Below are 21,678 nucleotides of genomic sequence, written 5' to 3' on the forward strand. Positions count from 1 at the left end.
GCTGCGGCCTCTTCAGCGGCGGCGGCAGCTTCTGCAGCGGCGGCCTCGGCTGCGGCTTTGGCTTCGGCTTCGGCTTTGGCCGCGGCTTCTTCTGCGGCTTGCGCAGCCGCCTGTGCTTCGGCCTCGGCTGTTTCGGCGGCACTTGGGGACGACGCGACCGGTTCAGGTGCAGATACCTCAACCGCCTCGCGGCCCGTGAACATGAAATACCCGCTCACAGCGATGGCTGCTGCGGCGACGACAAGTAACACGTTCCTCATTTGAAACACTCCCTCTTACATGAACTGCATGAGCCTTGACGACTCGAAGGGCAACCCATGGCAGCATCATCAGGGGCCTCAAAGGGGAATAATTCGGCGGATGGAACAATCAGCATCTATTGGCCGATTTGCGCCTTGAAAGGGCCTCGGGGCGCGTTTAACTTGCTGGCTCGGAATTATGTCAACAAATGAAGGAAGACAGACATCGCCCGCAGACCACACAATGCGCCGCCGCAACGCGATACCGGCCCGCGCGTCAATGATAAGATCCGCTCCAATGAAATCCGCCTGATTGGCGCCGAAGGTGAAAACGTCGGCGTCGTGACCCCGGATCGCGCCATGCAAATGGCAGAAGAGGCTGGACTGGACCTTGTGGAAATCTCGCCCAATGCCGTGCCACCCGTGTGCAAGATCATGGATTACGGCAAGTTCAAATACGAACAGCAAAAACGCGAGAGCGAGGCCCGCAAGAAACAAAAGATCATTGAAATCAAAGAGGTTAAGTTTCGCCCCAACACGGACGTTCATGACTATGAAGTCAAGATGCGTAACGTGTTCAAATTTCTTGAAAACGGCGACAAGGTGAAAGTCACCCTGCGCTTTCGGGGCCGCGAGATGGCCCACCAGAATCTTGGACGCGAGCTTCTGGAACGGGTGGCCGAAGATACCAAAGAGGTGGGCAAAGTCGAAAACATGCCCAAAATGGAAGGCCGCCAGATGATCATGCTGATTGGCCCCATGCCAAACAAAGGCTGACAGTCTCGCAAATCCGAACGGGGGCGCTGCTAAACCAGCGCCCTTTTTTGTTGCGCGCAGGCTGCAAGCGGCCTCGTGAACAAGACGATCCGGGCCAGCAGCTGCGCCGCCTTCCGACCTCTGCGCAGACGACGCCCGCGTCTTTGCCGTCCTGCCAGACGAAAACGGCCCGCGCAGTCAGCGCAGGCCGTTTGTGTTTCAATTGCCAGGCGGATCAGTGTGCCGCGGCAACCGCCCGCTTGGTCAGCGTCTTGATCAGGCTTGCACGGTAGGCCGGCGTGCCATGCAGATCGCCGATCATGCCGTCAGGCGACACCGTCAAGCCGTCCAGCGCGGAAGGCGAGAAATCCGCGCTCAGCGCGGCTTCGGCCTCGCTCCAGCGGAACACGCCCTCTTCCGAGGCTCCGGTGATCGCCACGCGCACGCCATCAGCGAATTTCGCGACAAACACACCCGTCAGCGCAAATCGCGAGGCCGGTTGAACGAATTTCTCGTAATGGGCCTTTTCCGGTATGGGAAAGCGCACCTCGACGATGATTTCACCCTCTTCCAGCGCCGTGGTGAACATGCCCTGGAAATAGTCATCCGCCGCGATCTCGCGCGTGTTGGTGACGATGGTGGCACCCGAGCCCAGCGCAGCCGCCGGATAGCAGGCCGCAGGGTCATTGTTGGCCAGTGAGCCGCCGATCGTGCCGCGATTGCGCACGGCCGGATCACCGATATGACTGGCCAGCGCGGCCAGCGCGGGATATTGCGCGCCCGCAGTCGTCGCGACCGTCACATGGGTCGTGGCCCCGCCAATGCTCAGCGCGCCATCATCACGTGTACACACGCCCTTCAGCTCGCCAATGCCGCTCAGCGACACCAATGTGGACGGAGCGTTCAGCCGTTGCTTCATCGCCGGTATCAGCGTCTGACCACCACCCAGCGGCTGGGCACCCTCAGCGCCAAGCGCTGCAACCGCTTCCGAGATGCTGCTCGGCTTTTGAAACTCGAAGTTATACATCTTTCATTCTCCTCCCCATTCAAAGCATCCATTGCTTCCTTGGGTTATAAAAATCTGTTGGGCGCGCGAGGGACGCAGTCCAATCTTCCCGAACCGATCGCGAAAACCGAAAGACCCTCGAACACACCCTCACCACTCAGCTGTTCATCGCCGTCCACACACGGGACGGAGACATCGGCATGTCGATATGCTTGACCGCATGCCCACCCGATTGCAGCGCATCAATCACCGCATTCACAACAGCGGGCGGTGACCCGATCGCTCCGGCTTCGCCACAGCCCTTCACGCCCAGAGGGTTATGCGTGCAGGGGGTCTGACTGGAATGGTCCACCGTGTAGAACGGCACATCATCGGCGCGGGGCATGGCGTAATCCATGTAAGATCCGCTCAGAAGCTGGCCGTTGTCGTCATAGACGCAGCCCTCAAGCAACGCCTGGCCGATTCCCTGACCAATGCCGCCGTGAACCTGCCCATCAACGATCATCGGGTTGATGATATTGCCGAAATCATCGGCTGCCGAAAACCGCTCGATCGTGACCTTTCCGGTTTCAGGGTCAACTTCGACCTCGCAGGCATAGGCACCAGCAGGATAGGTGAAGTTGGCCGGATCATAGAATGCTGTCTCTTCCAGCCCCGGTTCGATCTCTTCCAGCGGGAAGTTGTGAGGCACATAGGCCGTCAGTGTCACATCCCCCCAGGCCACCGATTTATCGGTGCCCACGACGCTGAACATGCCGTCCTTGAGCTCGATATCGGCTTCTGAGGCCTCCATCAGATGCGCGGCGATCTTCTTGGCCTTGTTGATGATCTTCTCGGTGGCCCGCACCATGGCCGAGCCGCAGACCGCCAGAGATCGCGATCCATAGGTCCCCATGCCGAACGGGATCTTGCTGGTATCACCATGCACGATCTCGATCATGCTTTCGTCAATACCGATCATCTCGGCCACCACCTGCGGGAACGCAGTCTCGTGGCCCTGACCGTGGGAATGCGCACCCACCATGACTGAAATCGACCCGGTCGCATTCACCCGTACGGTCGCCGCGTCATACAGACCGGCGCGCGCACCCAGCATGCCGACGATATTCGACGGGGCGATGCCGCATGCCTCGATATAGGAATTGATACCCAGACCGCGCAGTTTTCCGTTCTTCTCGCTTTGCGCACGGCGCGCGGCAAAGCCCGCAAGATCGGCAGCCACTTCCAGCTTGTCCATCGTGGCGTTGTAATCCCCGGTGTCATAAGTCAGCGCCACAGGCGTGTCATAGGGGAACTGCGTGATGAAATTCTGACGCCGCAGAGCAATCGGATCGACCCCCAATTCACGCGCGGCCATGTCGATGACCCGCTCGATCTGGAACGTCGCCTCGGGTCGCCCGGCTCCACGATAGGCATCCACCGGTACGGTCGAGGTAAAGACCGCCTTCACATTCACCTGAATGCAGGGCGTCTTGTAATTCCCCGCCATCAGCGTGCCATGCAGCCAGGTGGGCACCGAAGACGAAAACGTCGACAGATAGGCCCCCATATTGGCCAGCGTATTGGTGCGCAGCGCGGTAAAGTTGTTGTCCGCGTCCAGAGCCAGTTCGATCTTGGTGACGTGATCGCGCCCATGAGCGTCCGACATGAACGCCTCGGTCCGGCTGGCCGTCCATTTCACCGGACGGTTGCAGGCTTTCGCGGCGAAGGTGCAAAACGCCTCTTCGGCATAATGAAAGATCTTGGTGCCAAACCCGCCGCCCACATCCGGTGCCACGACCCGCACCTTGTGCTCGGGCAGACCCAGAACGAAGGCACACATCAAAAGCCGGATCACATGGGGGTTCTGCGATGTTGTATAAAGCGTGTAATCCTGCGTACCGCGGTTGTATTCCCCAACCGCAACCCGGGGTTCCATCGGGTTGGCCACCAGACGCTGGTTGGTCAGCTCAAGGGTGGTCACATGTGCCGCATCGGCAAACGCCTTGTCGATAACCGAGTCATCAGTTTCACCCAAAACCCAGTCATAGCAAAGGTTTGACGTCAGATCCTCATGCAGTTTCGGGGCATCCGGGCTCAAGGCAGCTTTCATATCGACAAGGGCCGGCAGCTCTTCAAGATCAAGCTCGATCGCCTCGGCCGCATCGCGCGCCTGCTCATAGGTATCCGCCACGACAGCCGCGATGGGATCACCCACATGGCGCACCTTGCCCTGCGCCAGAATCGGATGAGGCGGCTCCTGCATGGGCGCACCATGCCGGTCGGTGACCTGCCAGCCACACGGCAGACCGCCCACACCGGCAAAATCAGCACCGGTAAAGATCTTCACGACCCCCGGCATGGCCTCTGCAGCCGATGTATCCAGGCTCTTGATGCGCGCATGGGCAACATCCGAGCGCAGAAAATGCACATAGGCCTGCCCCGCCACGTTGATGTCATCCGTGTAATTCCCGGCTCCCGTCAGGAACCGCACATCTTCGCGCCGCTTGGGGCTGGCACCGATACCATGATCCTTTGGCATTTTATCTCCTCCCTGAGATGGCGAGTTTACCCGCCTCAATTCTGCGAAACACCAGCGCCAGAACCCCACCAACCGTTTCTTCTTGCTGAAAATACCGGCGGGGAGTTCGAGGGGCTGGCCCCTCAACTGAAACGCTTATTCCGCGGCGATCGCTCCGACATCCTGCCCGGATGCGGCCATGATCGCCTTGACGATGTTATGATACCCCGTGCAGCGGCATATGTTGCCTTCCAGATAGGCACGCACCTCGGCCTCGCTGGGCTTTGGGTTTTCCTTGAGCAACGCCGCTGCCGACATCACCATGCCGGGGGTGCAGAATCCGCATTGCAGACCGTGATGATCCTGAAATGCCTGCTGGATGACATTGAGCGAGCCATCCGCATTGGCCTGGCCTTCGATCGTGTCAACGGATGCGCCATCGGCTTCGGCGGCAAACATGGTGCAGGCCTTGACGGCTTCGCCGTTCACATGAACCACGCAGGCCCCGCATTGCGACGTGTCGCAGCCCACATGTGTTCCCGTCAGTCCAAGACTGTCGCGCAGAAATGAAGATAGAAGTGTACGGCCTTCCACGTCTCCGGACATGGCTTTACCGTTCACGGTCATCGAGACCTGAGGCATGGCTTCCTCCCAAAAGCTTTATGTTGATTGACCCGACTTAAGCATGCCGCTTGCGCATTGAGAACCGAAATCTGCACGCAACCGTCAGGAAATTGGATCACGATGCCTTTCGCCCGGAGCGCGGCTGCGGACGAGTAGGAATTTCCTTAAGCAAACCGCCCACTCCCATGGCCGCAATATCGCGCGACGTCACATCAATACCGCACACCACACGCGACAGCACCCAGTCAGCCCCGTTCAACGCAGGCGAGCGCGCGCAGCCCGGCAGCCCGATCACCGGACGCACGCCCTGACGCCCCAGAAACAGAAGGTTGCCCGGATCAACCGGCATGCCGAAGCGATCCACATGCCCCCCGGCCGCGCGCAAGGCTTCCGGAGCGACATCCGCGATATCCGACGTGGCTGATGCCGTAAGGATCAGCGCCACATCCCCCTCGATCGACGCAAGCGCCTGCCCCAGGGCAGCGACCTGATGAGGCACGATGCGGGTCTCGGCCATATCCATGCCCAGCGCCCGCACACGCTGTTCGATTGCGTGCCGCCCCTTGTCATTGGATGGCCCGCCCGGAACATCGGTGATGACCAGACCCGCGGTCTTCAGAACCGGCGGCGCCAGGCGCAGACTGTCGCGCGCCGCCTCTTGCGCCATGGCAACATCGCGCGCGGCAACGCCGTAGGAAATGATCTTGATCGTGGCCACCATGCCGCCGGGCTGCATCTGTTGCAGGGCCGGAACCGTGGCGATGGTGATCATCGGGTGCACGGCATTGAACGCCTCCAGCGCTGCCACATCCAGCACGACGACTCCGGCGCACCCGGCCAGAAAATTGATCCGGCCCGTAAAGGCCTCGCTCACCCTCAGATGCGCCGCCTCCGGATCCGGCACAAGGGCTTGGGCCAGCCGGCGCGCGGCCTCGTTCTCATGCAGATCATCCGCATCCAGCCGCGCAACGACGACATGCCCCAGCCCGGCCTGCGCCATCTGCGCAACATGACCCGCCTCGAGCATGAGCCCCTTGCGCAGACGTGTCTGCCCCAGCTTCAGCGAATGGGCCAGAACGGCCCCCTCGGCCTGCGCAATCGGGACGGGTCCGAACTTCATTCGGCCTTTCCTCTCAATACCGCCGTCATCTCGGCAAGGATCGAAACGGCGATCTCGGCAGGTCCCGCCGCTCCGATATCCAGACCCACAGGCCCATGAATACGCGCGATTTCCTGGGCCGAAAAGCCGGCCGCCGTCAACCGTTCCACGCGTTTTGCATGGGTACGGCCAGACCCAAGCGCACCGATATAGAACACATCTGCCCGCAATGCAGATTCAAGCGCGGGATCGTCCAGCTTGGGGTCATGGGTCAACAAGACCAGCGCGGTGCGCGCATCAAGCCCAAGAGCCGCCACCGCCTCATCAGGCCAGTCAAGGCGGATTTCTTCGCCCGGAAACCTGTCCGAACTGCCAAAGACTTCACGCGGATCGATCAAGACCGGATCATACCCTGCGATCCGGGCCATCGGCACCAGGGCCTGCGCGATATGCACCGCCCCCACGACGATCAGACGCAAGGGCGGGTTGTGAACCGCGACGAACAGCGCACTCCCCTCCTCGAACCCCGAGCGGTCCATGCGCATGCGCTGCTGATGACCCTCACGCACCAGACGCCGCGACCCGGTTTCGACATTCACCTCGTAAGCCACCGGATCGCGCGCCGCGCGCGCCGCTACCAGCTCCGTCAAAAGCGCCTCGGACATGACCGATCCGATCGGCTCGACCAGAACGCGGATGGTTCCTCCACAGGCCAGCCCCACGGCAAAGGCATCCTCATCGCTCACGCCGAATTCCAGCATTCGCGATGCGCCCTCCTCCAAAGCTTCAAGGGCCTCGACAATTACCGCGCCCTCGACACAGCCCCCCGAGACCGAACCTTCGATCTCGCCGTCACCGCTGATGGCAAGCTGCGCCCCCACACGGCGCGGCGCGCTGCCCCAAGTCTGCACAACCGTGGCAAGGGTCGCACCTTTGCCAGCGCGATACCACTCCAGGGCAACCTCGGGGCTTCTGTCAAAACGCTCCATATGATCCTCCAAGGACAGGTACGGTTCGACCTGCTCTTCTTCTTGCTTCAAATACCGGTCGCCGACGGCAAGCAAGCCAAAACAATGCGCCGCAGGCGCACAGTTTAATCACGCAGACCCACTGTGCAACCTCGCCATCATTCGTGCTTTTTCTCCCATATCATCGGGTCGCGATATCGCAAGCGCGAGCTCTTCCAGCGACGCGATGGAATGGCCCGCGCGAAAGCTGTCCACATGCGGCAACATGGCGGCAATCCCACGCGCCTTGGGCGCAAAACCATCCCAGCGCAACAGCGGGTTCAGCCAGATCAGACGGCGCGCGGAAAGGTGCAGGCGTTCCATCTCTTTGGCAAGCGGCTCGGGATCGTCCCGATCAAGCCCGTCAGTGATCAAAAGGACAACCGCGCCCTGCCCCAGAACGCGTCTCGACCAGTCGCGGTTGAAGCTATGAAGGCAATCGCCGATCCGTGTGCCGCCTTCCCAATCCTGCGCCTCGGCACCTGCGGATTTGAGCGCCGCATCCACGTCTCTCTGACCCATATGCCGCGTGATGTTGGTCAAACGCGTGCCAAAGGTGAACGCATGCACCTTGGCCCAGCCCGCGCCTTTGGTGTTCGCCACTGCATGCAGAAAATGCAACACCACCCGGCTATACTGGCTCATGGAGCCTGAAATGTCGCAAAGCACCACCAGATTCGGCCAGCGTGGTTTGGGCCGTTTCAACGCAAGGTCATAGATCTCGCCACCGCGCCGCATCGAGCTGCGCATGGTGCGCTGCCAATCGATCCGTTTCCCTTGCAAAGCCGCCTCGCCACGGCGTGACGCGATGGGTTTCACCGGCAGGCTGAGCCGGGCAATCATGCGTTTTGCCGCCGCCGTCTCGGATGTGCTCATCTGTTCGAAATCCAGCGAGCGCAGCCGTTCCTCGCCCGACATCGTCATCGAGGCATCAATCTCGACAGCCGACTCTTCGTCCGAGGCGTTTTCGTCGACCGGCGGTTCATCGCGCGCGACGCCGTCCAGAAGGGCTTCGGCGGCACGTTTTTCGGCCGCCTGCGCAATCCTGTCTTCCTGCACGCCGCGAATGGCCGGGATCATCATGGACATCATGTGTTCCAGATACCGCGGATCACGCCAATACAACCGGAACACCTGCCCGAACACCGCCCGGTGTTCCGGTCGGTTCACGAAACAGGCATGCAGCGTCCAGTAGAAATCCTGTTTCTGAGTGAAGCCTGTTGCCTCGACTGCACGGATCGCATCAATCACCCGCCCGGGCCCGATTGGCAGGCCTGCCTTGCGCAGCGCGCGCGCAAAATGGGTGATGTTGCGCACCAGTTTGGGATCGTCCGGAATCTCGAGGGGGATCTGTTCAACCATGTCGCGGTGCCAGGGCGATCGTGCCCCTGCATATCCGGCGGGCATCTGACGGCGGATGAGGGATGAGCCAATTCATCGGATCAGACCGGCTCCAACGAGGCTCTGGCCTCATCAAGCAGCCGTTTGGCCTCGGAGCCCTGCAGTTTCGCGATGTCATCCTGATACTTCAGAATCGCGCCCAGCGTGTCCGATATCACTTCGGGGCTCAGGTTGATTACGTCCAGCGCCAAAAGACATTTGGCCCAGTCGATAGTTTCCGCCACCCCCGGTTTCTTGAACAGATCCTCGGTCCGAAGAGCCTGCACGAAGGCCACGATCTCACGGCTGAGGCTTTCGGACGCTTCCGGGGCGCGCGCCGAGAGAATCTCGATCTCGCGGTCGAAATCAGGGTAATCCACCCAATGATAGAGGCAGCGCCGCTTGAGAGCGTCATGCACTTCGCGGGTTCTGTTCGAGGTCAGAATGACGATGGGTGCTTCGGGAGCCACGATCGTGCCCAGTTCGGGAATCGTGACCTGATAATCCGAAAGCGCCTCGAGCAGGAACGCCTCGAATGGCTCATCCGTGCGGTCCAGTTCGTCAATCAGCAGGACAGGCGCGCCATTGGCGTCTGGGCGCATGGCCTGCAACAAGGGGCGCTCGATCAGGTAATCGGGGCCAAACAGTTCATCCTGAAGCGTCTCGCGGTCAGCCCCGCCTGCCGCTTCTGCGGTGCGGATTGCCACCATCTGAGCTGGAAAGTTCCATTCATAGACCGCACTGGAGGCATCCAATCCCTCATAGCATTGCAGACGGATCAGGCGGCGTCCGAGGGCTGCCGAAATGGCTTTGGCTATCTCGGTCTTGCCGACACCGGCCTCGCCTTCCAGAAACAAGGGGCGTCCCAGCTTGAGCGACAGGAAAACCACCGTTGCCAATCCGCGCCCGCAGACATAGCCCTGCCCACCCAGCACCTTTTGCACGTCGTCAATGGATGTCGGTAGCGCCATGTCGTTCCTCCTTGCGTGGCATGTACAAGGACACGGGTGTCTGGTGGCGTCAAGCGGGCCGCAAAAGGAACCGCTGGATCATTCCTTGTCGCCCGCATTGACGCACCCCTCGTGAGGTGGCATGATTCCTTAAAGAAAATAAAGGTATCTGCCGCAAAGGCAGTTTAACGAGCAGGCAAGAGTATGACCGGCCATTCCATGACGGACGAGGCGCAAACGTGCGCATAACGGCCGTAACATGTGTCAAGAACGAAGGGCCGTTCCTTTTGGAATGGATCGCGTTCAACCGTGTGTTGGGTGTGACGGATTTCCTGTTTTACTCTAACGATTGCTCGGATGCGACTGACAGGCTTCTGGATGCGCTGGCGCAAGAGGGCTGGCTGACCCACCTGCCCAACCCCGCCGAAGGGCGCAACTATCAGATGGAGGCATTGAAGGATGCCGCCAATCATCCCGTGGTCAGCGAAGCGGACTGGGTCTGGATCGCGGATGTGGATGAGTTTCTGAATATCCATGTCGGTGATCACACCATTCCTGCCCTGATCGAGGCCTGCGGCGATCCTCAGGCGATTTCGGTGACATTCCAGTTCTTTGCCAATAGCGACATAGACGCATTTGTGGATGAACCGGTGATTTCCCAATTCACGCGCAGCCACAATCCCGACCTGTGGTGCGGTGAAACAGCGATCGAAGTCAAATCTCTGGTAAGAAACGATTTTCCCTTGCAGTACTACGGTGCGCACCGCCCGTTTTTCCGCAAGAAACTGCCCGAGAAAAAGCGCCCGTCATGGACGGATGGATCGGGGCGCGCGGTCCAGCATCGCTTTCTTGTGGCTGCCAACCCGCGACGGATCCGCAAGTTTCCGGCCCTTGGTGCACGTCAGTTTGCAACGCTCAACCACTATGCGCTGCGCTCTCTGGACAGTTATCTGGTCAAGAACGACCGTGGTGACGTGAACCGCGAACACCGCCATTTCGACGATACATACTGGCGTGAGCGCAATGATCCGGCCTGGGAAGACCTGTCGATACAACGATACCTGCCAGCCCTGCGCCGCGAAATCGACACCCTGAAGGCCATGCCGGGTGTCAGGGATCTGCATGAGGAGGCGGTTGCGCTGCATTGCGCCAAACGCGACGCCCTGCTTGAGCAACCAGCCTATCGCGAGATGCGCGCGCAGCTCAAGGCTGCTTCAAAGCTTCCGCCTCAGGAAGAAGAGATGCTCAGAGAGCTGGGGCTCGCATAATGAGTTTGAAACTGATCAATCTGGGCCTGCCCAAATGAGGCACGTCTATCCGCAATGACGGGCCCTATGATCAACGCGGCATCCAGTTCACGGCATTGAAAGCGGCCCAGAAACTCAAGCCGGTGAAACACGCAGATTGGATCCTGCCGCTGGACGTCGACGAGTTCGTGAACATACAGGTTGGCGACCGCACCCTGCCGGCATTGCTCAACGCCCTGCCCGACGCCACCGCCATCACTCTGACCTGGCGGCTGTTCGGCAACTCGGACCAGGTGCGCTTTGCCGACCGCCCCGTCACCGACAGGTTCATCAAGGCCGCGCCATTGGACATGCCCTGGCCCTGGCGCGCGGCGATGTTCAAGACACTTTATCGCAATGACGGGACATATCGGAAACTGGGCGTCCACCGACCGCGCGATCCTGACCCCGACAAGCTGCATCAGGCGCGCTGGTTTGACGGCGAAGGGCGCGAACTGGATGAGCAATTCCGCACGCGCCGGATATTTTCCAATTACGGGCAGTCAAACCATGCGCTGGTACAACTCAACCACTATGCGATCGGCGCGATGGAAAGTTTTGTGCTCAAGGCCGATCGCGGGCGCGCCGTGCATTCCGATCACATGCTGGATGTCGATTACTGGGTTGAGCGTAACTTCAACACCGAGACCGATACCTCGATCCACGCCATGGCCCAGACCAGCCACCCGATCCTCAACAGCCTCAAATCCGACACTGAACTGGGCAAGCTGCATGATGGCGCCGTGCGCTGGCGCCAGGAGCGATTTGAAGCCCTCATGCTGGATGAGCCATTCCGAGCCCTGTTTGCGCGGCTGATGATGACGCCGCCCTCTCGCCCCATCGCACCGATGACTGCGCGCATCCTGATGAACTACGCCAACAGGGGCCGCGCGCTGAAGGCGGATAACTAGCCCCCTGCAGGCTGCACCAAACCGGCCTGAATTTTTCTCAATTTCGCCCCATTGCGGCACTAGCGTTTATTCCAATCGACGTTCCATCAGAGAACGGCGCTTTGAGGATGTACTTATGCAGGACGTGCCAAACATTCTGGACCAGTCGCTGGCAGGCCTTGACAAAAAAGCCTGGAAAGATGCGCTCGCCAATGTGGCGATGGAATGCGGCATGTTCCAGCCTCTGGGCGACAAGCACTTTGCAACCTTCGTCGAAGAAAAGAACACCCTGCTCGTCACCTTCGAGACGGTAGACGGCATTCGCACGCTGTCCGAAACCGCGCAGCCCATGGGATTCGACATGATCCGCGCATTGGGATGGTCGCATCTGTGAATCATCTCGGATGGAGATACCTGGTTTCGGGATCCGATGATCTATGGCTTTTTCGACCGTTTGATCGATGACGGGTTTTTCGAGGGGTTTGACAAGGTTGTCTTCTATGGTGCCGGCCCCTGCGGCTATGCGGCTGCGGCATTTTCTGTTGCCTCCCCCGGTTCGACCGTGATCGCGATCCAGCCCCAGGCCACTCTCGACCCCCGCATGACCGAATGGGATGATCGCTTTACCGAAATGCGGCGCGTCGATTTCAATGATCGCTATGGCTATGCGCCCGACATGCTGGATGCGGCCGAACAGGCATTCGTGCTTTATGATCCACGCCAGACCCTGGACGCGATGCATGCCGCCCTTTTCCGGCGCAAGAATGTCACCCGCCTGCGGCTGCCCTTCATGGGCGCAGCACTGCAAACCGCCCTCATTCAGATGCAGCTGATCTACCGTCTCATTTCTCTGGCAGGTCAAGGCAAGCTGACAGAACTGGCATTTTACAAGATTTACCGCGCCCGGCGTGACTATCGCCCTTACTTGCGCAACCTGATGAACGAATTCGATCGCAGCGGCCGGGACGAGTTCAACAGGATTTTGTGCAAGAATGTCACCTCACGCATGGCGGCACCTCGGTTCCGTCATCGCCTTGTACGGATGGAAAAAGCCGCTGCCAAAAAAGCCGCCGGCGAAAACCTGTCAGAGTGATCCAGATCTTTTCTGTGCCGCACGGCTGTGCTAGCGCAGGGACATGTCTGATACCCTGACCCTCCGCCGCCCGGATGACTGGCACCTGCACCTGCGCGATGGCGCTATGCTTGCCGGTGTGCTTCCTGAAACAGCCCGTCATTTTGCACGCGCAATCATCATGCCCAACCTTGTCCCGCCAGTGGTCAGGGGCTCGGATGCCGCGGCCTACCGCGAGCGTATTCTTGCGGCCCTGCCCGATGATATGTCCTTCGAACCCCTGATGACGCTGTATCTGACCGAGGACACGGATCCCGATGATGTGGCGGCAAGCCATGCCAGTGGTCTGATAAAGGCGATCAAGCTTTATCCGGCGGGGGCGACGACGAACTCGGCCTCGGGGGTGCGGAACTTTGATCATGTCCGCCCTGTTCTTGAGCGTATGGCCGACATCGGCCTGCCCCTGTGCGTGCATGGAGAGGTGACCGACAGCGATATCGACATCTTTGATCGCGAGGCCGTTTTCATTGACCGCATCCTGGACCCGATCCGACGCAAGACACCGGGCCTGCGTGTGGTGATGGAACATATAACAACGCAAGAGGGCGTCGCTTATGCCGGCAGTGGCGGTGATGATCTTGGTGCCACGATCACCACCCATCATCTGGTGATCAACCGCAATGACATCCTGGTCGGAGGGATCAAGCCGCATTACTACTGCCTGCCCGTGGCCAAACGCGAGGAACACCGCCTTGCTTTGCGCGCCGCCGCGACATCAGGTGATCCGACCTATTTCCTGGGCACCGATAGTGCGCCCCATGTGGATGCGCTCAAGGAACATGCCTGCGGCTGCGCGGGATGTTTCACGGCGACCAACACCATGTCCATCCTTGCAGAGGTATTCGAGCAGGACGGCGCGCTGGACAAGCTTGAGCGTTTTGCATCCCTGCATGGCCCGCGGTTTTATGGCCTGCCCGTCAATGACGAAACCATGGTGCTGACCAAGGGCGATCCCGTGGTCTATCCCGAAAAGCTCGACACCGGCGATGGGCCCGTCACAGTTTTTGACCCCAAGATGCCGCTCCACTGGCGCGTTTCCTGACCCCAAATCGCCACAGGCTGACAGAAAGATATCCAGACATGATCCCCTCCTCCTATCCCTCCGCCGAAGAGATCGCACGCCTGACAGCGCGCATGCTGCTGGAAATCCAGGCCGTGCATCTGAATGCGGATGAACCCTTTACGCTGGCATCCGGTTTGCCATCGCCCACCTATATCGATTGCCGCAAGCTGATCTCATTTCCGCGCATCCGCTCGACACTGATGGATTTCCTGACCGTGACAGTCATGCGCAATGCCGGGTTCGAGGCGTTTGACAACATTGCCGGCGGAGAAACCGCTGGCATCCCGTTTGGTGCATTGGTGGCCGAACGTATGGGCCTGCCCATGACCTATGTGCGCAAGAAACCCAAAGGCTATGGCCGCAACGCCCGTATCGAAGGCGTCATGACAGAAGGCCAGCGCGTGTTGCTGGTCGAGGATCTGACCACCGATGGTGGCTCAAAACTATCCTTTGTGGATGCGATCCGCGAAACCGGCGCAAGCTGCGCACATACGGCGGTGATCTTCTACTATGGTATTTTTCCCGACACGGAACAAAAGCTGGGCGATCATGGAATCACCCTGCATCACCTGTGCACGTGGTGGGACGTGCTGGCGGCCGCCAAAGAATCAGGAGCCTTCACGACACAGACCCTGAGCGAGGTCGAAGCCTTTCTCAACGCCCCCCGTGCCTGGCAAGACGCGCGGAAAAACGCCTGACCCGAAGAAAACCTGTTCTGCGCAATTTGACAGAACACCCATCTACTGCCACCCTATGTGGTAGCAACGCGCCCAGTTCGGGGCACATTCTGTGGTCAGGCGAGAGACTCACAACCTATCCACAGAAACATACAATTTGCCTGAGCCGCGCTCATCACGCTAGGACCGCGCCTTGAGGGTATTGTGGGGACAATCATGAACGAGATCGCGAATATCGACGCGGCGCGGCTTCAGGCCGAGGGAGAAACGGCAAGCATGCCACATTCGATCGAGGCCGAGCAGCAGTTGCTGGGCGCGATCCTGACCAACAACGATATCTACGACCGCATTGCGTCCATTGTTCAGCCGGAACATTTTTACGATCCCGTTCACGCCCGAATCTATGAAATCGCCAAAAGCCGCATTGCCAAGAATGCGCTGGCGTCGCCCGTTACACTCAAGGCCTTTCTCGAAGATGACGAGGGTTTGAAGGAACTTGGCGGACCGGCCTATCTGGCGCGGCTTGCCGGGGCCGCGATCAGTGCCTTTGCGGTGCGAGATTACGCGCAGATGATCTATGACTTTGCGATCCGGCGCGAACTGATTGGTCTGGGGCGCGAGATTGCCGACAAAGCCGCCCGCGTCGAAGTCACATCAGAGCCCCGCGAGCAGATCGTCGAGGCCGAGCAGAAGCTTTACAAACTCAGCGAGCAGGGCCAGACGGAGAGCGGTTTTCAAAGCTTTCTCAAGGCTGTAACGGACGCAGTTAACGTTGCAAATGCCGCCTATCAGCGTGAAGGCGGCCTGGCAGGCATTTCCACCGGGCTGGTGGATATGGACAAGAAACTGGGCGGGTTGCACCGCTCGGACCTTTTGATTCTGGCCGGTCGCCCGTCGATGGGCAAGACGTCCCTGGCCACAAACATCGCGTTCAACATCGCCAAAGCCTATAAACGCGGCATGACCCATGAAGGTGTCGAAGGTGCCGTCGATGGCGGTGTCGTTGGCTTTTATTCCCTAGAGATGAGTGCCGAGCAGCTCGCCGCGCGGATTCTGTCAGAAGCATCTGAAGTGCCATCCGAACAGATCCGTCGCGGCGATATGACCGAGGCCGAATTCCGCCGCTTTGTCGAAGCCGCCAAAGACCTGGAAGCCTGCCCGCTGTTCATCGACGACACGCCTGCCCTGCCCATCAGTCAACTGGCGGCGCGTGCCCGTCGACTGAAACGCACCCACGGTCTGGACGTTCTGATCGTCGATTACCTTCAGCTGGTGCGCCCGGCCACGGCCAAGGACAGCCGGGTGAATGAAGTCTCGGAAATCACCCAAGGCCTCAAGGCAATCGCCAAGGAACTCGATATTCCGGTGATCGCGCTGTCGCAGCTGTCCCGGCAGGTCGAAAGCCGCGAGGACAAACGCCCGCAACTTAGCGATCTGCGCGAATCCGGCTCGATCGAACAGGACGCCGATGTGGTGATGTTCGTGTTTCGCGAGGAATACTATGCCGAGCGCGAAAAGCCTTCCGATGACAGGCTGGAAGAAATGGCAGCCTGGCAGGAACGCATGGACCGCCTGCATGGCAAAGCCGAAATCGTCATCGGCAAGCAACGACACGGGCCCATCGGCACAGTGGAACTGAGTTTTGAGGGGCGCTTCACCCGATTTGGCAACCTCATCAAGCCCTGGCAGCAAGGCGAAGATCAGGGATTTTGAACACCATGCACATTCACGATTTCATGGCCGCCTACAAACGCGTCTGGGAACATCAGGACAGCGATGGGTTTGCAGCACTTTTCACGCCCGACGGGCAATATTGGAACACGCCCTTTCAGGTACAAGACAGCACCACGGCGCGCGCCGCCTATTGGGACCGCATCAAGCTTCAGGCCGATATATCTCTTCAATACAATGTCTTGGGCGAAACGGCACGGGGCGGTTTTGCCCAGTGGCATGTCGAGTACCAGGTCGCTTCAGAAGAGCTGTTTGCAATCTGGGCCAAATCCACTGGCACCGGACTGCCGGATCGCACACCCGGCGATCCGCTGCCCTATATGGTGCTGGACGGAACGCTGCTGGCCGAGTTCAACGCGGACGGTCTGGCCACTGTCGTGCGAATCTGGTGGCATTCGACACCAAAAGCTTGAAGATCCTGCCCGGTTCCTGAGCATGCCGGGCGCGCCGCGAAAGACACTTGTCGCGACTGACCGCAAAGTGAATGGACAGAGCCGCCGCAAGGCCGCAATCTGAGCCCATGCGATGGTTGATCCTGTTCCTGTTGTTCCCGCTGCACGCCCTGGCCGAAGAGCGTCTCGAGGTCGATGTCGAGCTCTTTCTGGCCGTTGATCTGTCGCGTTCCATGTCGCCTGACGAGATCGAAATCCAGCGGCGCGGCTATGCCGAGGCCCTGTCCAGCGACGAGGTCTGGGGCGCGATCAACAACGGGCTGATCGGGCGCATCGCGATTACCTATGTCGAATGGGCCGGTGAATACGCCCATCGCGTGGTTGTGCCCTGGACCCTGATCCAGACACGCGACGATGCGAGAACGATCGCGCAGACAATCCGGACCACGGCTTCGGACGGCATGCAGCGCACCTCCATATCCGGCGCACTGCTCTATGCTGCCGACAGTATCGAGGCCAATGCTTTCAATGGCTTGCGCCGCGTGATCGACATTTCCGGTGATGGGCCAAACAATCAGGGACGCCCGGTGTTGCGCGCCCGGGATGCGGTTCTTGCCAAGGGCATCATCATCAACGGCCTGCCTTTGATGACGCAAGATACCCTGAGCCGGATATGGGATCTGCCGGACCTGGATGAATACTTTCGCCGCTGCGTGATCGGCGGCCCCGGTGCCTTCGTGATCCCCGTCTATGACTGGTCGCAGTTTGCCGACGCGATAAAGCGCAAGCTGGTACTGGAAATCTCCAGCCTGCCCGAGCAGGTAATCCCCGTGCAACTGCGTCAGCTGCCCCCCTATGACTGCCTCATCGGCGAGAAAACATGGGAACGCAATCGCCCGCTTTTCGACCTGCCCTGAGCACGGCACTTCCCCTTGACCTTGGTGCCTGCGCAGACCATGAACCGGCTATGGGATCTGCTCGTTTGTCCATAAATCACTCTGCCATCGCGGCCAACTGGCGCGCGCTGGCTGCGCTGTCGCAAGGCGAAACCGCTGCGGTCGTCAAGGCCGACGGCTATGGTCTCGGGGCGGCTGCCGTTGCCCGCACCCTTGCGCGCGAGGGCGTGCGCAGCTTTTTCGTGGCTGTCGCCGAAGAAGGCGCGGCCGTGCGCGCCGCATTGGGCCCCGAACCGCGCATCAGCGTCTTTTCCGGACATATGGAGGGCGACACGGACATGCTGCGTGCCCATCGCCTGACGCCGATGCTGAATAGCGTCGATCAGATGCTGCGTCATGTCGAAGCCCTGCCCGGACATCCCTTCGGCATCCAGCTTGATACCGGCATGAACAGGCTGGGCATGGAGCCCTCGGAATGGGCCGCGCTCCGCGACATCGCTCTTGAGCAGAACCCGGTTCTGATCATGTCTCACCTGGCCTGCGCCGATGATCCGGACCATCCGATGAATGCCCATCAGCTGGAAAACTTCCGCGCCATGACCGACGGGATCAATGTGCCCCGGTCTCTGGCCGCAACCGGAGGCATCCTGCTTGGGCCAGAGTATCATTTTGGCCTTACCCGCCCCGGCATCGGCCTTTATGGCGGCATGCCCTTTGAAGACGCCGAAACGGTGGTCAAACTTGAGGCTCCAGTCATCCAGATTCGCGACGTCGCGCCGGGAGAAACCGTTGGCTATGCCAACAGCTGGACCGCCCAACGTCCCAGCCGGATCGCCACGATCTCGGCAGGCTATGCCGACGGCCTGATCCGCGCCATGGGCCCGCGGGCGCTGGTCTACGCGGGAACCCGCCCCTGCGCCGTGGTGGGTCGTGTCTCGATGGATCTGATCACGGTCGATATCACCGACCTCGACACCGCGCCCGAGATGCTGACGCTGCTCAATGACCAGCAAACCGTGGATGACCTTGCCGAAGCTGCCGGCACGATCGGCTATGAAATCCTGACCTCCCTTGGAACGCGCTACAAGCGAGTCATCCTGGGATGAGCCTGCTGTCTCCTCTCGGCGCTTTGGGTCGCCTTGTTCTGGATGTGCTGGCCGCCATTGGCCGGGTGACGCTGTTTGCCCTGCTGACCATTCGCCATATGCTGACGCCGCCGTTCTATCCACGAGAACTCGGGCATGCGCTAGTTCAGATCGGCTGGCTGTCTCTGCCCGTCGTCGGTCTTACCGCGCTCTTTACCGGCGGCGCATTGGCGCTGCAGATTTATGCCGGGGGTGCACGCTTCAACGCAGAAGCCGTCGTCCCCCAGATCGTCGCCATCGGCATGGTTCGCGAACTTGGGCCGGTTCTGGTCGGGCTGATGATTGCCGCACGCGTCACCTCATCCGTCGCGGCCGAGATCGCGACGATGAAAGTCACCGAACAGATCGATGCTCTTGTGACGCTCTCGACCCATCCAATGAAATATCTGACTGCACCGCGCGTTCTTGCTGCATTGATCACCGTGCCGGTTCTGGTCGGCATTGGCGACATCATCGGCATTTTCGGCGGCTACGCTGTCGCCACGCATAATCTTGGGTTCAACCCGGCTGCCTATCTCAAGAACACCGTCGATTTCCTTGAAACGCGCGACATCATCTCAAGCCTGATCAAAGGCTGCGTGTTCGGCGGAATAGCTGCCCTCATGGGATGCTATTATGGCATGAATTCAGGTCGCGGCGCACAGGGCGTGGGACGTGCCACGAAAGGCTCGGTCGAAGCGGCGGCGGTGTTGATCCTTGCGGCCAACTTCCTGCTCACGGGGGTATTTTTCTCGGTATGATCAGCATGCAATCCGTCCATAAGGCCTTTGGCGAGAACCGCGTGTTGCAGGGCATGGATCTCGAGATCGCCAAAGGCACGTCCATGGTGATCATCGGAGGCTCGGGAACCGGGAAATCGGTGGCGCTGAAATGTATCCTTGGCCTGATCAGCCCGGATCAGGGCAAGATCCTGGTGGACGGTCAGGACGCCACCAAAGGCGACCGTGATGCCTTTCTGGCCCGCTTTGGCATGCTGTTTCAGGGCGGAGCCCTGTTTGACAGCCTGCCGGTGTGGCAAAACGTGGCGTTTCGCCTGCTGCGCGGATCTCTCAAACGCCCCATTGAGGAAGCTCGCGAGATCGCCGTCGAAAAACTCCGCCGCGTCGGATTGAAACCCGATGTGGCCGACCGGTTGCCCGGCGAACTCTCCGGCGGCATGCAAAAGCGCGTAGGCCTCGCACGCGCCATCGCCGCCGAGCCCGAGATCATCTTCTTTGACGAACCCACCACCGGGCTGGATCCGATCATGTCCGGCGTGATCAATGATCTGATCCGCGAAATCGTGGTCGAGATGGGGGCCACGGCCATGACCATCACCCATGACATGACCTCGGTGCGCGCGATTGCCGACAACGTGGCCATGCTGCATGACGGCGTGATCCAGTGGACCGGACCCGTGGCGCAGATGGACACATCGGGCGATCCCTATCTGGATCAGTTCATCCATGGCCGCGCCGAAGGCCCTATCGAAGCCGTACGCTGAGGACCCTGTCGGATGTTCATCACCGGACTGATCGGCGCCGTCATCGGCTTCGCGCTCGGGTTCACGCTGTGCTTTGTCATAAACCTTCTGCGCTATGGACCGGACGACCCGCCCTGGCCTTATGACGAATTTCTGTACGAAGCGATCGTGATCGTCTGCGGCATCATCGGCTCGATCACGGCGCTTTTGCTCGAAGACAGACTTCTGTCGCTGTTGTGACGCCAGACCCATTGGCGCGCCGCGCGCCTTCAGGGCAAACCCTGCTTGACCTGGCGCGGAAAAAACCGCCCCTTGCAGATATGCTCAAGCTTATCACACTCGCCCTGCTCGTGCTCTACCCGATCGCATGGTTTGCACCGCTCATGCGCGCCGGTCTGCTGCCGCTCTTCGGACTGGAGGAAATCTCGGTCATCACCGGCTTGCAGTCCCTGTGGCACACCGATGTGATCCTGGCGCTGATCGTGACGCTCTTTGCCCTCTTCGCACCTTACCTGAAAACCATCGGACTGGCGCTGGTGCAATGGGATCTGCTCCCGCCCCGCCTGTTGCCCGCAGTTCATGTGATGGGCAAGATGGCCATGGCGGATATCTTCCTGATCGCTCTTTACATCACGCTTGCCAAGGGAATCGGAGTCGGACGTATCGAAACCGCCTGGGGCCTTTATCTCTTTACCGGCTGCATCCTCGCCGGTCTGGTCCTGGGCCACCTGACCGAGCGACGGCTGCGACATTGATGTCCGAGGCGAAACAATCAATCCCAAATCCCAGTATTGGCTCCAAAGCGGAAATCAACTCCCGTACAATCCATTTTCCTTTGTAAATGAAGATGTTCGCGGCATAAACTTGCCCTGTCGCGTTCGGTTTGTTCAACGCGCTGGGGGATGTCATGAGTGAAACCATACGCGCGACCTGGCTGGTCGCAACTTACCTTTTACAACGTATCGCCATTACAATCATCGCAATCGCCGCGCTGGCTCTGGCTGGATACACCCTCGCCTGCGCCATCGGCGCGGCCCCCTGGCTGAGCCTTGATCTGCGCTTTGGCAATTACCTGCTACCCGAGGCCGGCGTGATCGTGCAAAGCACGCTCAGTGTCGTCATGCTGACGCTGTTGTTCTACCTGCCCAGCCATGCGCGCATGATGGCGCTCGAAACCTCGCATCGCTCTTTTCACATGAACATGCGCGATGTGGCGCGCGCCTATTCCGCAGCGCACAAGGCCGACCGTGAAGGCGTCTTCACCCTGTCGTCGGAATTTGATTCGATCCGCGACCGGATTGCCTTCCTGCGCGCCCATCCCGATCTTGACGCGATGGAGGCCGAAGTCATGGAACTCGCCGCCCAGATGAGCCATGTCTCGCGCGAACTGGCCCGCACCTATTCGGACAACAACGTCTCGCGCGCACGCGATTTCCTGATCCA

General features: G+C 60.0%; 20 protein-coding genes and 3 pseudogenes. 15 read left to right on the plus strand and 8 right to left on the minus strand.

Going from position 1 to position 21,678, the window contains the following annotated elements:
• Positions 1-260: hypothetical protein (locus WAO69_RS08565; RefSeq protein ID WP_422178039.1), on the minus strand; the 260-nt coding region annotated here is incomplete at its 3' end.
• A gap of 204 nt (positions 261-464) precedes the next feature.
• Here WAO69_RS08565 and infC point away from each other — a divergent pair.
• Complete coding sequence (infC, locus tag WAO69_RS08570) at positions 465-1,016, plus strand: translation initiation factor IF-3 (RefSeq protein WP_422178078.1); 552 nt, start codon at positions 465-467, stop codon at positions 1,014-1,016.
• 214 nt (positions 1,017-1,230) lie between these two features.
• Here the strand turns inward: infC and WAO69_RS08575 are convergent, their stop codons facing one another.
• From WAO69_RS08575 to WAO69_RS08605, 7 genes are all read right to left on the minus strand, one after another.
• Positions 1,231-2,022 (minus strand): FAD binding domain-containing protein, encoded by a 792-nt coding sequence (locus WAO69_RS08575; RefSeq protein WP_422178041.1) that lies wholly within the window; start codon positions 2,020-2,022, stop codon positions 1,231-1,233.
• Positions 2,023-2,158: 136 nt separating this feature from the next.
• Complete coding sequence (locus tag WAO69_RS08580) at positions 2,159-4,522, minus strand: xanthine dehydrogenase family protein molybdopterin-binding subunit (RefSeq protein WP_422178043.1); 2,364 nt, start codon at positions 4,520-4,522, stop codon at positions 2,159-2,161.
• A gap of 135 nt (positions 4,523-4,657) precedes the next feature.
• A complete protein-coding gene (locus tag WAO69_RS08585) occupies positions 4,658-5,143 on the minus strand; it encodes a (2Fe-2S)-binding protein (RefSeq protein WP_422178045.1) in 486 nt (161 codons plus the stop codon).
• A 97-nt stretch (positions 5,144-5,240) separates the two neighbouring features.
• The gene (locus tag WAO69_RS08590) at positions 5,241-6,245 is read right to left on the minus strand and encodes a molybdopterin-binding protein (RefSeq protein WP_422178047.1); all 1,005 of its coding nucleotides are present in this window, start codon (positions 6,243-6,245) and stop codon (positions 5,241-5,243) included.
• Positions 6,242-7,213 (minus strand): XdhC family protein, encoded by a 972-nt coding sequence (locus tag WAO69_RS08595; protein WP_422178049.1) that lies wholly within the window; start codon positions 7,211-7,213, stop codon positions 6,242-6,244. The genes WAO69_RS08590 and WAO69_RS08595 overlap by 4 nt, the downstream gene beginning before the upstream one ends.
• 108 nt (positions 7,214-7,321) lie before the next feature.
• Complete coding sequence (locus WAO69_RS08600; protein ID WP_422178051.1) at positions 7,322-8,593, minus strand: vWA domain-containing protein; 1,272 nt, start codon at positions 8,591-8,593, stop codon at positions 7,322-7,324.
• An 80-nt stretch (positions 8,594-8,673) separates the two neighbouring features.
• A complete protein-coding gene (locus WAO69_RS08605) occupies positions 8,674-9,582 on the minus strand; it encodes an AAA family ATPase (protein ID WP_422178053.1) in 909 nt (302 codons plus the stop codon).
• A gap of 218 nt (positions 9,583-9,800) precedes the next feature.
• Between WAO69_RS08605 and WAO69_RS08610 the strand changes: the two genes are divergently transcribed.
• From WAO69_RS08610 to WAO69_RS08675, 14 genes and pseudogenes are all read left to right on the plus strand, one after another.
• Positions 9,801-10,829: a glycosyltransferase family 2 protein gene (locus tag WAO69_RS08610; RefSeq protein WP_422178055.1), complete on the plus strand. Its 1,029-nt coding sequence runs from the start codon at positions 9,801-9,803 to the stop codon at positions 10,827-10,829.
• A 41-nt stretch (positions 10,830-10,870) separates the two neighbouring features.
• Positions 10,871-11,758: pseudogene (locus WAO69_RS08615) on the plus strand (glycosyltransferase family 2 protein); the annotation flags it as partial.
• Between the two features lie 115 nt (positions 11,759-11,873).
• Positions 11,874-12,830 (plus strand): annotated as a pseudogene (locus WAO69_RS08620) (phosphoadenosine phosphosulfate reductase).
• A gap of 43 nt (positions 12,831-12,873) precedes the next feature.
• Positions 12,874-13,911: a dihydroorotase gene (pyrC, locus tag WAO69_RS08625; protein WP_422178057.1), complete on the plus strand. Its 1,038-nt coding sequence runs from the start codon at positions 12,874-12,876 to the stop codon at positions 13,909-13,911.
• Positions 13,912-13,949: 38 nt separating this feature from the next.
• A complete protein-coding gene (locus WAO69_RS08630) occupies positions 13,950-14,630 on the plus strand; it encodes an orotate phosphoribosyltransferase (protein WP_422178059.1) in 681 nt (226 codons plus the stop codon).
• Between the two features lie 195 nt (positions 14,631-14,825).
• Positions 14,826-16,322: a replicative DNA helicase gene (locus WAO69_RS08635; protein ID WP_422178061.1), complete on the plus strand. Its 1,497-nt coding sequence runs from the start codon at positions 14,826-14,828 to the stop codon at positions 16,320-16,322.
• A 5-nt stretch (positions 16,323-16,327) separates the two neighbouring features.
• Positions 16,328-16,753, plus strand: a complete 426-nt coding sequence (locus WAO69_RS08640; protein ID WP_422178063.1) for a hypothetical protein — start codon at positions 16,328-16,330, stop codon at positions 16,751-16,753.
• Positions 16,754-16,860: 107 nt separating this feature from the next.
• On the plus strand, positions 16,861-17,649 hold the full coding sequence (locus tag WAO69_RS08645; protein WP_422178065.1) for a DUF1194 domain-containing protein: 789 nt from the start codon (positions 16,861-16,863) through the stop codon (positions 17,647-17,649).
• A 50-nt stretch (positions 17,650-17,699) separates the two neighbouring features.
• On the plus strand, positions 17,700-18,734 hold the full coding sequence (alr, locus tag WAO69_RS08650; protein ID WP_422178067.1) for an alanine racemase: 1,035 nt from the start codon (positions 17,700-17,702) through the stop codon (positions 18,732-18,734).
• Positions 18,731-19,513, plus strand: a complete 783-nt coding sequence (locus WAO69_RS08655) for an MlaE family ABC transporter permease (protein ID WP_422178070.1) — start codon at positions 18,731-18,733, stop codon at positions 19,511-19,513. Before alr ends, WAO69_RS08655 begins: the two co-directional genes overlap by 4 nt.
• Positions 19,510-20,256 carry an ABC transporter ATP-binding protein gene (locus tag WAO69_RS08660; RefSeq protein WP_422178072.1) on the plus strand — a complete coding sequence of 249 codons (747 nt, stop codon included), beginning with the start codon at positions 19,510-19,512 and terminating at the stop codon, positions 20,254-20,256. Before WAO69_RS08655 ends, WAO69_RS08660 begins: the two co-directional genes overlap by 4 nt.
• Positions 20,257-20,268: 12 nt before the next feature.
• Entirely contained in the window at positions 20,269-20,475 is a 207-nt protein-coding gene (locus tag WAO69_RS08665; RefSeq protein WP_422178074.1) for a hypothetical protein, read from the plus strand.
• Between the two features lie 80 nt (positions 20,476-20,555).
• Complete coding sequence (locus WAO69_RS08670) at positions 20,556-20,990, plus strand: paraquat-inducible protein A (RefSeq protein ID WP_422178076.1); 435 nt, start codon at positions 20,556-20,558, stop codon at positions 20,988-20,990.
• A 152-nt stretch (positions 20,991-21,142) separates the two neighbouring features.
• A pseudogene (locus WAO69_RS08675) lies at positions 21,143-21,678 on the plus strand (DNA repair protein); the annotation flags it as partial.

The sequence above is a fragment of the Aestuariivita sp. genome, from assembly GCF_049276915.1.
In the GTDB taxonomy this organism is placed as follows: Bacteria; Pseudomonadota; Alphaproteobacteria; order Rhodobacterales; family Rhodobacteraceae; genus Aestuariivita.